This window comes from Zhongshania sp. (assembly GCF_041584495.1).
GTDB lineage: Bacteria > Pseudomonadota > Gammaproteobacteria > Pseudomonadales > Spongiibacteraceae > Spongiibacter.
This window is the reverse complement of sequence record NZ_JBFHDY010000098.1, coordinates 1-13,770: the sequence shown is the minus strand read 5'-3', so window position 1 is coordinate 13,770 and position 13,770 is coordinate 1. Positions and strand designations below refer to the sequence as shown.

General features: G+C 49.7%; 14 protein-coding genes. 10 read left to right on the top strand and 4 right to left on the bottom strand.

Annotation, left to right across the window (positions count from 1 at the left end; all coding sequences use genetic code 11):
• Positions 1-85 precede the first annotated feature (85 nt).
• The 3 genes from adk to ABYP33_RS14085 all read left to right on the top strand — a co-directional run bounded on the left by adk (position 86) and on the right by ABYP33_RS14085 (position 2,782).
• Positions 86-733, top strand: coding sequence for an adenylate kinase (gene adk / locus ABYP33_RS14095; RefSeq protein ID WP_373091748.1), 648 nt, complete (start codon positions 86-88; stop codon positions 731-733).
• A 110-nt stretch (positions 734-843) separates the two neighbouring features.
• The gene (gene hemH, locus ABYP33_RS14090; protein ID WP_373091746.1) at positions 844-1,839 is read left to right on the top strand and encodes a ferrochelatase; all 996 of its coding nucleotides are present in this window, start codon (positions 844-846) and stop codon (positions 1,837-1,839) included.
• A gap of 106 nt (positions 1,840-1,945) precedes the next feature.
• Positions 1,946-2,782 (top strand): hypothetical protein, encoded by an 837-nt coding sequence (locus ABYP33_RS14085; protein WP_373091745.1) that lies wholly within the window; start codon positions 1,946-1,948, stop codon positions 2,780-2,782.
• Positions 2,783-2,837: 55 nt separating this feature from the next.
• Here the strand turns inward: ABYP33_RS14085 and mobA are convergent, their stop codons facing one another.
• Complete coding sequence (mobA, locus tag ABYP33_RS14080; protein ID WP_373091743.1) at positions 2,838-3,440, bottom strand: molybdenum cofactor guanylyltransferase MobA; 603 nt, start codon at positions 3,438-3,440, stop codon at positions 2,838-2,840.
• A gap of 86 nt (positions 3,441-3,526) precedes the next feature.
• On the opposite strand from mobA, the gene tsaB reads away from it, so the two are divergent.
• Genes tsaB through ABYP33_RS14060 form a run of 4 tightly spaced genes read left to right on the top strand, consistent with a single transcriptional unit; the run spans position 3,527 to position 7,253 of the window.
• Positions 3,527-4,210: a tRNA (adenosine(37)-N6)-threonylcarbamoyltransferase complex dimerization subunit type 1 TsaB gene (tsaB, locus tag ABYP33_RS14075; RefSeq protein WP_373091742.1), complete on the top strand. Its 684-nt coding sequence runs from the start codon at positions 3,527-3,529 to the stop codon at positions 4,208-4,210.
• 24 nt (positions 4,211-4,234) lie between these two features.
• A complete protein-coding gene (locus ABYP33_RS14070) occupies positions 4,235-5,035 on the top strand; it encodes an undecaprenyl-diphosphate phosphatase (RefSeq protein WP_373091741.1) in 801 nt (266 codons plus the stop codon).
• 23 nt (positions 5,036-5,058) lie between these two features.
• Positions 5,059-5,946 carry an NAD(P)-dependent oxidoreductase gene (locus ABYP33_RS14065; protein ID WP_373091740.1) on the top strand — a complete coding sequence of 296 codons (888 nt, stop codon included), beginning with the start codon at positions 5,059-5,061 and terminating at the stop codon, positions 5,944-5,946.
• Positions 5,947-5,951: 5 nt separating this feature from the next.
• Positions 5,952-7,253, top strand: a complete 1,302-nt coding sequence (locus tag ABYP33_RS14060) for a M18 family aminopeptidase (RefSeq protein ID WP_373091739.1) — start codon at positions 5,952-5,954, stop codon at positions 7,251-7,253.
• Positions 7,254-7,287: 34 nt separating this feature from the next.
• Here the strand turns inward: ABYP33_RS14060 and ABYP33_RS14055 are convergent, their stop codons facing one another.
• Positions 7,288-8,079, bottom strand: a complete 792-nt coding sequence (locus ABYP33_RS14055; protein ID WP_373091738.1) for an enoyl-CoA hydratase/isomerase family protein — start codon at positions 8,077-8,079, stop codon at positions 7,288-7,290.
• Positions 8,080-8,190: 111 nt separating this feature from the next.
• Between ABYP33_RS14055 and ABYP33_RS14050 the strand changes: the two genes are divergently transcribed.
• Together ABYP33_RS14050 and trpS are read left to right on the top strand one after the other, a co-directional pair.
• Positions 8,191-9,297, top strand: a complete 1,107-nt coding sequence (locus ABYP33_RS14050) for a DUF3524 domain-containing protein (RefSeq protein ID WP_373091737.1) — start codon at positions 8,191-8,193, stop codon at positions 9,295-9,297.
• Between the two features lie 140 nt (positions 9,298-9,437).
• Positions 9,438-10,445, top strand: coding sequence for a tryptophan--tRNA ligase (trpS, locus tag ABYP33_RS14045; RefSeq protein WP_373091736.1), 1,008 nt, complete (start codon positions 9,438-9,440; stop codon positions 10,443-10,445).
• Positions 10,446-10,537: 92 nt separating this feature from the next.
• On the opposite strand, the gene ABYP33_RS14040 is transcribed toward trpS, so the two are convergent.
• Positions 10,538-12,586: a TonB-dependent receptor gene (locus ABYP33_RS14040; protein ID WP_373091735.1), complete on the bottom strand. Its 2,049-nt coding sequence runs from the start codon at positions 12,584-12,586 to the stop codon at positions 10,538-10,540.
• Positions 12,587-12,619: 33 nt separating this feature from the next.
• Complete coding sequence (locus ABYP33_RS14035) at positions 12,620-13,225, bottom strand: PaaI family thioesterase (protein WP_373091734.1); 606 nt, start codon at positions 13,223-13,225, stop codon at positions 12,620-12,622.
• A 186-nt stretch (positions 13,226-13,411) separates the two neighbouring features.
• On the opposite strand from ABYP33_RS14035, the gene ABYP33_RS14030 reads away from it, so the two are divergent.
• Positions 13,412-13,624 (top strand): hypothetical protein, encoded by a 213-nt coding sequence (locus tag ABYP33_RS14030; RefSeq protein WP_373091732.1) that lies wholly within the window; start codon positions 13,412-13,414, stop codon positions 13,622-13,624.
• Positions 13,625-13,770 lie beyond the last annotated feature (146 nt).

The following is a 13,770-nucleotide window of genomic DNA, read 5'->3' as shown; positions in this document are numbered from 1 at the left end:
GATTGCTGTGTATCGTTGTGCGCTTTTGCTGCGGCGGCCCCTACGGCGCAGGCTATAAATTGTAATTATTGGGGAGTTTCCCGCTATGCGCGTTATATTATTGGGCCCTCCTGGGGCAGGTAAAGGTACTCAGGCACAGTTCATTTCCGAGAAATTTGCGATTCCTCAGATTTCTACCGGCGACATGCTTCGTTCGGCTGTGAAAGCTGGCAGCCCCTTGGGTTTACAGGTGAAGGAGGTGATGTCGTCTGGCGGCCTAGTATCTGATGAAATTATTATTGCCTTGGTAAAAGAGCGGATTACCGAAGCCGATTGTCAAAATGGCTTCTTGTTTGACGGCTTCCCTCGGACAATTCCACAAGCTGAAGCGTTGATTGCCGCTGGTGTGAGCATTGATAATGTGCTCGAAATTGCCGTAGCTGACGAAGAAATTGTGACGCGCATGAGTGGGCGACGCAGCCATGAGGGCTCTGGCCGAACCTATCACCTTACTTATAACCCTCCTAAGGTAGATGGGGTGGATGATATTACCGGCGAAAAGCTGGTTCAGCGTGAAGATGACCACGAAGACACGGTTCGCAACCGTCTAAAGGTCTACCACGAACAAACAAAGCCCTTGGTAGCTTTTTATAGCAATCTCCAGGGCAGTGATGCGCCGCGGTATTCCCGCATCGAGGGTGTTGGTTCGGTAGAAGAGATCACACGTAAGGTTTTTGCCGCACTTGCGGGTTAAAATCGCTAAGAAAGATCAAAAAGGGCGCCTTGAGGGCGCCCTTTTTTATTATCATTTAGTATGCTTAATGTCTTATTATCTTGCTGATATTTGTTAACGCAGGTGCAAACATGAAGTCAGGGATTGTTTTTATTAATCTGGGTACCCCCGCCGCGCCGACTACCTCTGCTGTTCGGCAGTTCTTGAAGCAATTTCTTTCTGACCGCCGGGTTGTGGAAGTACCTCGTTTAATTTGGCTTGCTATTCTCTATGGCATAATTTTGCCATTCCGCTCGCCTCGAGTTGCTAAGGCATATCAGCAGATTTGGATGAACGATATGTCGCCGCTAAGGTATTTTTCCCAGCGCTTAGTTGATGGCGTAACAAAAAAAGTTCGGGAGCGTTACCCGAATAACGAAATTGAACTTCGTTTGGCAATGAGTTATGGGCAAACATCAATTTCAGACACGGTTGATGAACTGTTGGCGGCGGGTTGCGAGCGTTTATTTTTTCTGCCGCTATTTCCTCAGTATTCCGCAACGACCACGGCGGCAGTACATGATGAAATAAATCGAATTTTTTCGCGGCGCCGAGATATCCCCCAGTGGTCGTGGCTTAGAAATTACCATCGCCAAGCGGCTTATGTTGAAGCCTTGGCACAGAGCGTCCGGCAGTACTGGTCTGAGCATGGCCGTGGTGAGCGCTTATTGATGTCTTTTCACGGCATACCGAAACGAAATGTAGAGTTGGGCGACCCTTATCAGCGCCACTGCGAAGAGACAGCTTCGGCGCTGGCAATGACGCTGGGCCTAAATAGCAACGAGTGGCAGCTCAGCTATCAATCGCGGTTAGGAAAAGCGGAATGGTTGCAGCCCTACACAGATAAAACAGTAATCAGCTTGGCAATGTCTGGGATAAAAAAGCTGGATGTTTTATGCCCGGCTTTTGCGGTTGAGTGCTTAGAAACAATTGAAGAAATTGACGGTGAAGTTCATGAATATTTTGTTGAAAATGGCGGAGAAGAATTTCGTTACATACCGTGCTTGAATGACAGCGAGGCGCATCAAAATCTTATGTTTTTACTTTGTCAGTCCTTTATTGAAGAAAAAACGCATTTATTTTCGTAAAAAAGTAAGAATTTGTACTTAATTCAACGACTTTTTTTTGCGTTGGTTATTTTATGTGCTATTTTTAGGGCAATTAAACTAGCATCGTCGACGCCAAGGAGAATACATGATGCCCGCAGCAAAAAAAGCACGTGCAAAAGCCGCCCCAGCAAAGCGTAAGCCAAGAAGTAAAAATGCCGCTTTAGCGAACCCCGCAGTTGTTAAAGCTGAGGCAGGTTTGAAAAAAGTTGAGGCATTAGTTGCCAGCGAGCGCAAGGCGCTTGCTGAGGCTAAAACCAAAATTGAAACGGCGCGCGCCAAGGCGAAAAAGACCGCCCGTGCAGCAGATAAAAATGCAGTTAAGCGTGCGGTTGCTGCAGCAGAGAAAGTGAATGCGAAGTTAAAAGCAGCTCGCGCTAAAGTGGCTGCAAGTAAAGCTGACCTTGCCAACATTAAAGCAGTTGCCAGAATCAAGGCATCTGAAACCGCGATAACCCAAAAAGTAGCTGAGCGCTCAATGGCGCTTAGCAAAAAGGCAGACGCTGATCTGGAAAAAGCGGTAAAATTGTTCGAACAGCGTTTTAAGAAAAAGCGCGCCGCGGCGAATAAAGCCAAATTAGCCTTAATTGAGAAGAAATTACTGGCCAAGCACAAGTTGGCAGTAAAACAGTTGAACGCTAAAATTAGTGGTGCTAAGAAAGCTGCAGCAAAAAAGGCGCCAGCTAAAAAGGTTGCCGCTAAGTCAGCTGCGGCCCCTGCCGCTGCAAAGAAAGTGGCTGCGAAGAAAGCCGCAGTAAAAGCGCCAGCTAAAAAGGTGGCGGCTAAGAAGCCCGCTGCCAAGAAAGTAGCAGCGAAAAAGGCACCGGCGGCTAAGAAGCCTCGCGCCAAGCGTGCGCCGGCGAAAGCAGCAGCTGCACCAACGGCAAGCCCGGTAGCAACTTCGACTGAGCCGACTAGCAATTAATTTCTTGTTTGCATAAAAAAAGGGGGGCTTTAATCAGCTCCCCTTTTTTTATGTTTTAAATTTCTTCGGTCGGCGGAAAATCGCTGAGCTGATTGATGTTGTGAAAAGCGGTGGTTTGATCGCTGAAGTTGGCACGCACGCAATTCAGTTGCTTGTACCACTGATTGACACTGCGCTCGCCCGAGCGTAAATATCCCGCCAAGTGGGTTTTGAGCTTAGTATTGAGTAAAGCAAATAGGTACTGGCCGCGTTCGCCATCGTGGACGTAGCAAATATCCGCTTGGTGTTTTGTCAATTCCCCGCTTAGTCTTTCTAGCAAGTCCCTTGGTGGTGTTGGGCAGTCGCAGGGTAGTATGAGTGTCTGATGGGTGCTAATGGTTTGCAAGGCGGCATAGAGCCCAGCTAGTGGTCCTTGGTAGTCCGGTAAGACATCGCAGACGGTAACGGCGTACTGCTGATACTGGTCGATGTTTCGATTACAACTAATTAAGACCTGGGCAACATCTTTAGGTAGGCGGTCAATAATGTGTGCAATGAGGGGCTTGGATTGCCACAGAAGTAAGCCTTTGTCCTGGCCATTCATTCGGCGGCCCGCGCCGCCGGCCAAGATAAGGGCGGTGACTGTATTTGTTTGAGTGGTGTTTTTTTTTGCTGTCATAGTGAATGAATGTCTTGCTAATTTATGAAGTGCTTAATCTCAGTATGGTATGATTCATGCCATACTTCATTTTTGGTTTTCCCTTCATGAGCAGTTTACTCGCGATAGAGGCTTCAACAGAAGCATGCTCGGTAGCCTTATTACATCAGGGCCGAGAAATAGAAGATTTCCGTATGCTGCCCCGTGCTCACACTCAATTTATTTTGCCAATGGTAGCCCAAATTCTCGCTGAAGCAGATCTGAGCTTGTCGCAAATTGACGCTATTGGTTTTGCGGCGGGCCCCGGCTCGTTCACGGGTTTACGAGTTTGCGCCGGGGTTGTTCAAGGTCTTGCGTTTTCGCAAAATATTCCCGTTGTCGCGGTGTCTACTTTACAGGCATTGGCTCAAGATGCTGCAGTAAATCGACAAATTAGCGACGGCGATATTGTTTTAGCTGCCTTAGATGCCCGCATGGATGAAATTTATTGGGGGCAATATCAAATTGTCTCCGGTTTTGCCGAAGCGACCACCCCCGATAGTTTGCGTACCCCAGAAAGTATTAAGGCCATGCCAGAAGGCGGCCAAATTGTGGGAATAGGGAGTGGCTGGGTATACCAGTCGCGCTTTAGTCTAAGCCGCACCATGGATGTGGTTGACGTCGAGGTTTACCCCAGAGCTAGCGCAGTATTACGCTTGGCAAATCGTGAATTGTTAGCGGGTCGATACACCACTGCAGAGTTAGCCCAACCCGTGTATTTACGCGACAGCGTCGCTTGGCAAAAATCCTAATATTGATTGAGGGAATACAACACAATGGATGCGTTTCAAGCCGTAATTCTGGCGGCAATTCAAGGTCTCACTGAATTTTTACCGGTGTCCAGCTCTGGGCATTTGGTGTTGCCTCAGACACTCCTTGGCTGGGCTGATCAAGGTTTGGCGTTCGACGTTGCAGTACATGTAGGCTCGCTGCTGGCGGTACTTTGGTATTTTCGCGTTGAAGTCGTCGGAATAGTAAAAGATTGGTTTGGCAGTTTTTTCGGCGGTGGTCAAAATGAAAATAGCCGCTTGGGGTGGATGGTTATTGTTGCCACTATTCCGGCCGTTGTTGCCGGGCTTATTTTTAATGATTTTATTGAGCTAAATTTGCGAACCGGTTATGTGTTGGCGATTACAACATTGGTTTTTGGCGTGATCTTGGGTCTGGTTGACCGGTACGCCAAGCACACCAAGCATATTGCCGATATTGGCTTGAGTATTGCGTTGATTGTTGGTTTTGCACAAGCCCTCGCGCTCATTCCCGGAACGTCGCGCTCGGGCATTACCATTACGGCGGCGCTGATGTTGGGCTTGAGTCGCAGTGATTCCGCACGTTTTTCCTTTTTATTGTCGATGCCAATTATTGCGGCGGCAGGTTCCTACAAGTTATTGGAGTTAATTCAGAGTAGTGTCGATGTTCCCTGGGATTTGTTGTTTATTGGTTTTGCCGTGTCGGCGGTGACCGCCTATGCCTGTATTCATGTGTTTATGCGCTGGGTTGAGCGGGTGGGAATGATGCCCTTTGCGATTTATCGCGTTGTTTTAGCCGGCATTTTGTTTGCAGTCTTGGCTAATTAAGTATTGAAAACACGAGGCTGGATATGAAAGTTTGTTTTATTGGCTTAGGTACTATGGGGTATCCCATGGCTGGTCATTTGCAGCAAAAAGGGTTTGATTTGTCGGTGTATAACCGCAGCAAGGGCAAAGCGCAGCAGTGGTCTACGCAATACCAAATTGCCGCCAGTGCTACGGTGGCGGCGGCCGTGGCCGAGGCTGAAATTGTTGCGGTGTGCCTAGGTGCAGACGCGGATGTGCGCGAGGTGTTAGCCGGAAACGGCGGGGTGTTTTCTGCTATGCCTCGTGGTGGCGTGGTTATTGACCACTCAACTACCTCGGCAGCCTTGGCGAGAGAAATGGCTGCTTGCGCTCAGGAGCGCGGTATCTCTTTTATTGATGCACCAGTATCTGGCGGCGAAGCGGGTGCAATTAACGGTCGCTTGACGGTAATGGCGGGCGGTGATGAAACGGTATTTACGCGAATTGAACCTGTTTTGGCGGCCTATGCTACTCGTTATCAGTGTCTAGGGCCGGTTGGCTCAGGGCAGTTGGCTAAAATGGTGAATCAAATCTGTATCGCTGGTCTGATTCAAGGGCTGGCTGAGAGCATACACTTTGGCGCTGCGGCCGGGTTAGATATGAACGCGGTGCTCGATGTTATTGGTGCTGGCGCTGCCCAATCGTGGCAAATGGATAACCGTGCAAAGACGATGCTGGCCGGCGAGTTTGATTTCGGCTTTGCGGTTGATTGGATGCGTAAAGACCTTGGCTATGTGTTGGACGAGGCTAGGCAGCGTAAAGTAAGTCTGCCGGTTACCGCGCTGGTCGACCAATTTTACGGCCAAGTTCAAAATTTGGATGGCGGTCACCTCGATACCTCCAGTTTATTACTCGCGTTACAGCAAGGCGCTGAGTGCGTCGTTAAAGGTTGAAATAAATGAGCGATATACATAGTTTTAATCAAGAATTACTGCGCTTTTTAGACGCGAGCCCCACGCCATTTCACGCGGTAGAGACCATGGTCATCGCTTTGCGCGCAGCGGGATTTGAAGCGCTGGATGAACGTCATGAATGGCAGCTCAAGCCCGGCGGTCGTTATTTTGTGGTACGCAACGGGTCGTCGTTAGTGGCGTTTTCCTGTGGCGAGAGCAATTTATTGCAACGCGGCTGGCGAATGGTAGGGGCGCATACTGATAGTCCAAACCTAAAAGTTAAACCGACGCCGGAATTACATCGTCATGGCTATTTTCAGCTTGGCGTGGAGGTTTATGGCGGCGCCTTACTTAATCCTTGGTTTGATCGAGATTTAGGTTTGGCGGGACGTGTAAATTATGAAAATAGCCAAGGGGATATACGTAGCTGTTTGCTGAATATCACGCGTCCTGTTGGCTTGATCCCAAGTTTGGCAATACATCTTGACCGCGAAGCAAATAATAGTCGGACAGTTAATCCGCAAAAGGATTTGCCCGTAGTGTTGTTGCAAAGCGACGAGAAGCAGGACTTTCGCGTCTTGTTGGCCGAGGCGTTAGCCGCGCAAGGGGTCGCCGATGTTGCGACGGTGCTGGACTACGAATTAAGCTTTTACGATTGTCAGAATGCCGCAATGGTGGGTTGGAATGGCGATTTTATTGCCAGTGCGCGACTGGATAATTTGCTGTCTTGTTATATTGGTATGCAGGCCTTGTTAAAGAGTGATGCCCAGTCTCATACGATATTAGTGTGCAATGACCACGAAGAGGTAGGTAGTCAATCGGCGGTAGGGGCGCAGGGGCCAATGCTGGAGTCGGTTTTGCGGCGGATTGCCGGCGACGAGGTGAGTCTGCAGCGAGCGCTGGCGAATTCCATGATGATTTCAGCCGATAATGCTCACGGTATTCACCCTAATTTTAGTGATCGTCACGATGCCAATCACGGCCCGTTGTTAAATGCCGGTCCGGTTATTAAAAATAATGTCAATCAGCGCTATGCCACTAACAGCGACACCAGTTCGCTATTTCGACGTCTGTGCGCAGATGAGGCCGTGGCCGTGCAAAGCTTTGTGGTGCGCAGTGATATGGCGTGTGGCAGCACGGTAGGGCCGCTAACTGCGGCGGCACTCGGAGTTAAAACCTTGGATGTTGGCGTGCCAACCTTTGCTATGCATTCGATCAGGGAGCTGGCGGGAACCCAGGACGCGTTTAAACTAACGAAAGTGTTAGTCGCGTTCTACGGTTTGGCGGCGCTGGGTGTCGCAAACTGACATTCGGTTTGCAACACCGACTCTGGGGTTTAGTTTAGCCGGGGTTAAACGTCGGCTTGCGCTTTTCTTTAAATGCCTTAAGTCCTTCTTTGCCCTGGCTGCTGCTCATGCATTTAGCGATGCCGCGGCTTTCCAACTCGAGCTGGGTTTCGAGGGTGTTGGCATAGCTAGATAGCAATAAAGATTTAATTTCGCCGTGAGCGAGGCTGGGCCCGTCGGCCATTTTACGGGCTAACATTTGGGCCTCTGTTAACAGCTCGTCGGCCTTGACGACTTTGGTCAGCATTCCCCAGTCCAGTGCTTCTTCGGCACTTAAAACGCGGTTAGTCAACATCAGCTCTTGAGCGCGACGCAGGCCAATCAAGCGCGGTAAAAAGTGAGTTGAGCTGCCATCGGGGCTGGCGCCAATGCCAGTATAGGCCATGGTGAACTTGGCATTGTCGGCGGCGAGAACCAAGTCACCTGAAATCGCTAAACTAAAGCCTGCGCCGGCGGCGGTGCCGTTTACGGCAACAATCAGAGGTGCCGACATTCGGGCGAAGCGGGCATTTGCAGAATGCAAATAGGCCGTAATTTCTTTCAGTAATATGCCAATATCATCGCCGGCATTTAGGAAGCTCATAACATCGCCTCCAGCGCAGAACATTTTGCCGCTAGCCGTAATAATTACTGCGCGAATATCGTCGTCTTCATCACAGCGCATGGCGGCGAGCATCAACTCACGGGCCATCTCTAAATTAAGGCTATTGGCGGAGTCAGGTCGATTTAAAGTGATTGTAGCGATACCGTTGGTTTGTTCCCACAACAGGGTTTTATATTGATGCATAGTCATTTCTCAGCGGTTGGAATAAATAATGGCCAAGAGGGTAATGGAGCTTATCGTCTGGGTCAATTTGCTTTATTTTAGCCAGCGCGTTTTACAAGGGGTGATACACAAATGCGGGTTTTAGTTTTGTCGGCCTATCACGCCGACAGTCATCGCAGTTGGTTAGACGGCTTGATGCGGCATTTACCAGAGCTTAGTTGGACGGTATTGAGCTTACCGCCACGCTATTTTAGCTGGCGTATTCGCGGCAATAGCTTGACGTGGGCGATGATGAATCGCGACATTCTTACAGCAGACTATGACGTGGTCGTAGCGACATCAATGACCGATCTGTCAGCCCTGCGGGGGCTGGTTCCTGAACTTAGTCGCTGGCCAACATTAGTGTATTTTCATGAAAATCAATTTGCTTACCCCCAAAGCCAGCTGCAGCGCCAAGGCGTAGAACCGCAAATACTGAATCTATATACCGCGCTAGCGGCGGATAAGGTGGTCTTTAATAGCGATTATAATCGCCAGACCATGTTGGACGGCTGCGATCAGCTACTTGCGAAATTGCCGGATTATGCGCCGCGAGAGCAAGTAGCAGCGCTACTTTCCCGTGCTAGCGTTCTGCCAGTAGGGCTTGCTGTCGGCAGTCAAACAATTGGGCTGCGGCCTGCGGGTGAGCGGCTTAAAGTACTTTGGAATCACCGCTGGGAGTATGACAAAGGGCCAGACCGTCTACTGGCCTTAATCGCGGAGTGCGACAAACGAGGCCTGCCACTGGATATTTATATTGCGGGGCAACAATTTCGGCAACGGCCCCGGGAATTTGAGCAAATTGAAATGCTCATTCGGCGCAGCAGTAGCCTGAGCCTGGATCAGTTTGGCTTTGTAAAAGATGCCCAGCACTACGAAGAGTTGATCATGCGCTGCGACGTGGTGATGTCGACTGCGATTCACGACTTTCAAGGCCTCGCGGTGTTGCAGGCGGCCGCAGCGGGCTGCACGCCACTGGTTCCAGACCGGTTGTGTTATCCCCAATGGTTTGAACCAATGTTTCGTTATCCTCACTGTGGTGACATTGCTGAAGAGGCGATAGGCGCGAGTGAAAAGCTTGGCCATTTTTTGAACTGCAAGCGTACGGGCAGCCTGCCTGTGGCTGATGTTGCGGCGCTGACATGGCCGCAACTGGCGCCCTTGTACCGTCAGCTATTAGAGTGCTTAGCCGAGGGCTGAAATACAGAGTGGAGCTTGCTTTGGAGCGGCAATCTGCGGTGACAGCAAGGAGGTGAGTCAGTATTATAAGCGGCTGTAAATTCGCATCATATTCAAGGTCGCTGTGGCGGCCTTATTTATATTGGCAATAGGATAATATTATGGGCAAGCAGCGGGTTCTTACCGGTATCACCACCACCGGCACACCCCATTTAGGTAATTACGTAGGGGCGATTCAACCTGCTATCGCGGAAAGCCAGCGCGGTGAGTACGACGCGTTTTTCTTTCTGGCCGACTATCACGCACTTATTAAAAGCCACGAACCGGCTGTGGTTCATCAATCGAGTCGCGAAATTGCCGCAACGTGGCTGGCTCTTGGTCTCGACACCGATGCGACCACCTTTTACCGCCAATCTGACGTTCCTGAAATTACGGAGTTAAGCTGGATCTTAACGTGTGTGTGTGCCAAGGGCTTGATGAATCGCTCCCATGCCTATAAGGCGGCGGTGCAAGACAATGAGCAAAAGGGTGATGATCCTGACTTTGGCGTAACGATGGGCTTGTTTAGCTACCCGATTTTGATGGCCGCTGATATTTTAGCCTTTAACGCCAGTAAAGTGCCGGTTGGTCGCGATCAGATACAGCATCTTGAAATGGCCAGGGATATGGCCCAGCGATTTAATCATCTTTATGGCGACACCTTTGTGCTGCCAGAGGCTGTTATTGGTGATGACGCTGCGGTACTAAGTGGCTTAGATGGCCGTAAAATGAGTAAAAGCTACGGCAATACCATCCCGCTATTTTTGCCTGAAAAGAAATTGCAAAAGCACATTAATAAAATCAAAACGAATTTGTTGGAACCTGGTGAGCCGAAAGATCCCGACACCTCTACTGTATTCGAAATTTGGCAGGCGTTTGCCAGCCAGGAGCAAACGGCAGAAATGCGTAAAAAATTCGCTGAGGGTATTGCCTGGGGGCAGGCTAAAAAGGAACTGTTTGAATTAATTAACGCTCATATTGCGCCAGCCCGCGAACGTTATGACGAGCTATTGCTCGATGGAGCCCTGCTCGAAGCTGAACTGCTGAAAGGCGCAGCAAAAGCGCGGGCCCACGCCGCGCCGATGTTAGCGAAGGTGCGCAAGGCGGTTGGCTTGGCGGCGTTTTCGTAAGTAGGTCTGCGAGTGTTTTTTATGCAGAGCATCATGTTTGGTTTACGTAAAACGCAAGGAAGATACGGCCTAATAGGGCCGTATCTAAAGCATTAGAAGTCGATGCCGAGTTCGATATAAGCTGCGCGGGGTGCACCGGTAAAGTAGCGGTAGTTGCCAAAGGCATAATCGGCGCGTTCTGCATAGTCTATATCGGCAATATTGTTTATTCGCAATACCGTATAAATCTGCTCATTTAGTTGCTGGCGCCAGCGCACATTGCCCAGGGTGTGCCCTTCGTAACGATGCAGATTGTCGCCATCCAAGAAGTAGTCGCCCTGATACTGCACTTCAAATTCAAAAGTACTGCTAATAAATGGCTGCCAACGCAGACGGGTGCTCGCTAATTGGCGCGGTGCGGTGTCCAGTTCATTGCCTTCTGGCGCCAGTGCGTCATTGCCGTACTGGTGCTTGCTATAGCTGGCCTGTAGCTGCCACTGCAGAGTTTGGCTGAGCTGCCAATTAAAATCAGCTTCAATGCCGCGGTCTAGGGTTTTGCCGCCGTTGATATTGCGGCGGGTACTGTCTTGAATAATGACATCGTCTTTTTGCATCCAATACAGGGCTAAGCGGTAGTTCAGAACTGGCCAAATTCCCCGAAAGCCAAATTCCACACTATTCAGAGACTCTTTGTCGAGATCAGCATTGAGCTGCTGTGCCTGTAGGCGATATAACTCCGCTGCTTGGGGGGCGCGAAAGCCGTGGCTGGCGTTGGCTATAAGGTCAGTATTGGCGCTAAGGCTTTGGATAATACCGACGTTAAAGGAGCTGTTTTTAAAATGCTCTTTGTCATCTGTTGGACGAGCGTAACGGCAGCCACTTGGGAGGCAAGGGCTGCCATCAGCCGCAGTGTTGCCGCTAATCATATTATTTTGGTAGTCGTAAAATTGCAGGTCGTAGCGCGCGCCAAAATTAATTTTGGTGGATTTTGTCGCCTGCCAATCACCGCCCACAAACCACGCGGCATAGAATGCATCGACATCGTAGTCATAGTGTTGGCCGGTCGGGAAGGGGCCGACGCCTGGGAGCGCTTGGCTTTGTTCTAAATAAGCGCTAGTAAGCTCCATGTCAAAGCCATTGTAGAGGGTGACGTTTTCACTGTAGTTTTGGTAAAAAGCGGTTTGCACGCCCACACTGCGTTCGCCATTTTCCTCAAGGGGCGTGCCTGGAAGAAAGTGTTGTAGAAAGGCCATTTCGGTAAAACGTGCATAGGGGGTGACGACAAATCGTGAATCCTTGTCGCCTTCACGTTCAAAGCGGCTATAAAAACGGACACTCTGACTATTGCGAAAGGCCTCAGGATTGGGGTTTTCACGCTTACGGCTGCCATTTTTGTAGGCGTCCTTACCGATCAGGTAGCCCGCTGTTTCTTGATTTAAATTACTGGCAGACAACAGGGATTGAATTGTCCATATATCACCGTGGAAATCATGACGAAAATTGAGCTTCTGTTGATCAAAGCCAGAATCGTCTTTATAGCCGCCATCGTGGTTGCCTTGAGCGCTCAGGCGGTAGCCATGCTTGCCGTTAGTATTGCTGTGGCTGAATTTTACGCGGCCATAATCATCTGGGCCACCTTCCAGTGAAAGATGTGTCTCAGCTTCTTCCGAGGGCGCGGCGCTAATGATATTTATTACGCCGTTTAAGGCATTTGAGCCATGAACGGCGGTACCTGGACCACGAATGACTTCGATGCGCTCGGCTTGCTCGGCATTGACGTCAAATAAGGCATTCACATTACAAAAGCCGGGTGCACGCAGGGGAATACCATCTTCAGCAAAATAGAATGCACCGCAACTACCTGCGCCAGTAAGGACCGCCGAGCGAATGGCGGTGAGGTGCTCTTGCCCATTGCCGCGGCTGATCCATACGCCGGGAGTCCGGCTCAGGATTTCACTAATGTGAGTGTGGCCGATATTGTCGATGTCTTGTTTGTCGATAACACTGATGGCCAGACTCTGCTCTCGTATTTGCTTCTCGATACGATCTGCGGTCACGGAGACAACTTCTTGGGTCGGTTCAGTGTTGTACTCGGCGGCCACGCCAGTATTTGGTAGCAGGCAGAATACCAGAGCAAGGGGACTTAATTGTTTTGTTATCATTGCTGATACGGTCCTTTAATTGAATCTGCTGAACTAGGGATTGTCGCGTTTTTCATAATGAATAAATAGGCCTTCGGCGGTACTTAGTAGCCCTTCTACGCAATAGCATTTGCCTTCGATGTGAATTTGCCGCTCATCGATTTTACTAATTTGGCAGCTAAAGCGCAGGGGCTTGAAGAGTGGGGTGGGCTTGAGATAGTTAACTCGTAGGCTCGCAGTAAAGCCGGGGGTGCCATTGGCAATGCCACAATAGGCTAATACTTGGTCGTATACCCCGCTGATGATACCGTCATGCACGCAATTGGGTGGGCCTTGATGAATAAGGCCAAAGGCGCCTTCGGCGACCACCGTAGCGTCGACGCTATAGATGTTAAGTTTGGCCGCCATCGGGTTGAAGTAACCGCTAAACGGGCTGCAGGGTAGAATTTTACGTAAATCATTACCGTAGTCTGGGTCGTGGAATTTTAATATCTTGCGATTACTGAGTTTCAGCATTTTTTGATTTAGCTGCTGTAATGTCGATTCAATCTCGGTCAGTTCGCTGCTGGCGCCGCCTAGGGTTTGGCTCGCTTCCATGCTTATGCTGAGCTGCTCTATGATCCCTTGTAGTTGTTGGCGCTGTGATTCGCTTGCCAGCATCGATAAATTTGCTCGTGAGTGAATTATTGAGCGCATGAGTGTAATAGCCCTTAAGGCGATTGGAAAGCGCAGCGCCATCGCAATAGCTAAAATTTCGGAATTGCCGCAGCAGTCATCGTTTTCGGCTACCGACTTTTCATATCTAAGCAGGAATGGGCTTATTGGGATGTCCTAACAGGCTTGGGTGTGATTGATATCGGTGTGATCCTTAATGTTGTTTATACCTTGCCGTTACCGTTCTGGCTTTATACATGGGGCGTCGTGGCCGCCTTGGTCACTTCCTTGTTGGTTTTAATTTTTGTTGATCGAGAGCGGTTGCTTACTAGCGAGGGGCGTGCTCGCGATATCAGCGATACGGCCTTGATCAAGCTCCTTAAGCGCCGGCAATTACTGAAATGATTGACACTGCTTAGTCTTGGCAGTTTGCTTTTTTGTATTGCAACGGGCTTTGGGGCGTTCGCAGTCCCTATGGCAAATTCAATATAACGTTTTTTTGGATTGTTTTTGTTTTGGGCTTTAGCTACGCAACGGTAGTCCTTGGCAAT

What these genes read in the sequence shown, in the direction of transcription:
- adk (WP_373091748.1), top strand. Translation starts at nt 86, where the DNA reads ATGCGCGTTATATTATTGGGCCCTCCTGGGGCAGGTAAAGGTACTCAG.
- hemH (WP_373091746.1), top strand. Translation starts at nt 844, where the DNA reads ATGAAGTCAGGGATTGTTTTTATTAATCTGGGTACCCCCGCCGCGCCG.
- ABYP33_RS14085 (WP_373091745.1), top strand. Translation starts at nt 1,946, where the DNA reads ATGATGCCCGCAGCAAAAAAAGCACGTGCAAAAGCCGCCCCAGCAAAG.
- mobA (WP_373091743.1), bottom strand. Translation starts at nt 3,440, where the DNA reads ATGACAGCAAAAAAAAACACCACTCAAACAAATACAGTCACCGCCCTT.
- tsaB (WP_373091742.1), top strand. Translation starts at nt 3,527, where the DNA reads ATGAGCAGTTTACTCGCGATAGAGGCTTCAACAGAAGCATGCTCGGTA.
- ABYP33_RS14070 (WP_373091741.1), top strand. Translation starts at nt 4,235, where the DNA reads ATGGATGCGTTTCAAGCCGTAATTCTGGCGGCAATTCAAGGTCTCACT.
- ABYP33_RS14065 (WP_373091740.1), top strand. Translation starts at nt 5,059, where the DNA reads ATGAAAGTTTGTTTTATTGGCTTAGGTACTATGGGGTATCCCATGGCT.
- ABYP33_RS14060 (WP_373091739.1), top strand. Translation starts at nt 5,952, where the DNA reads ATGAGCGATATACATAGTTTTAATCAAGAATTACTGCGCTTTTTAGAC.
- ABYP33_RS14055 (WP_373091738.1), bottom strand. Translation starts at nt 8,079, where the DNA reads ATGCATCAATATAAAACCCTGTTGTGGGAACAAACCAACGGTATCGCT.
- ABYP33_RS14050 (WP_373091737.1), top strand. Translation starts at nt 8,191, where the DNA reads ATGCGGGTTTTAGTTTTGTCGGCCTATCACGCCGACAGTCATCGCAGT.
- trpS (WP_373091736.1), top strand. Translation starts at nt 9,438, where the DNA reads ATGGGCAAGCAGCGGGTTCTTACCGGTATCACCACCACCGGCACACCC.
- ABYP33_RS14040 (WP_373091735.1), bottom strand. Translation starts at nt 12,586, where the DNA reads ATGATAACAAAACAATTAAGTCCCCTTGCTCTGGTATTCTGCCTGCTA.
- ABYP33_RS14035 (WP_373091734.1), bottom strand. Translation starts at nt 13,225, where the DNA reads ATGCTGGCAAGCGAATCACAGCGCCAACAACTACAAGGGATCATAGAG.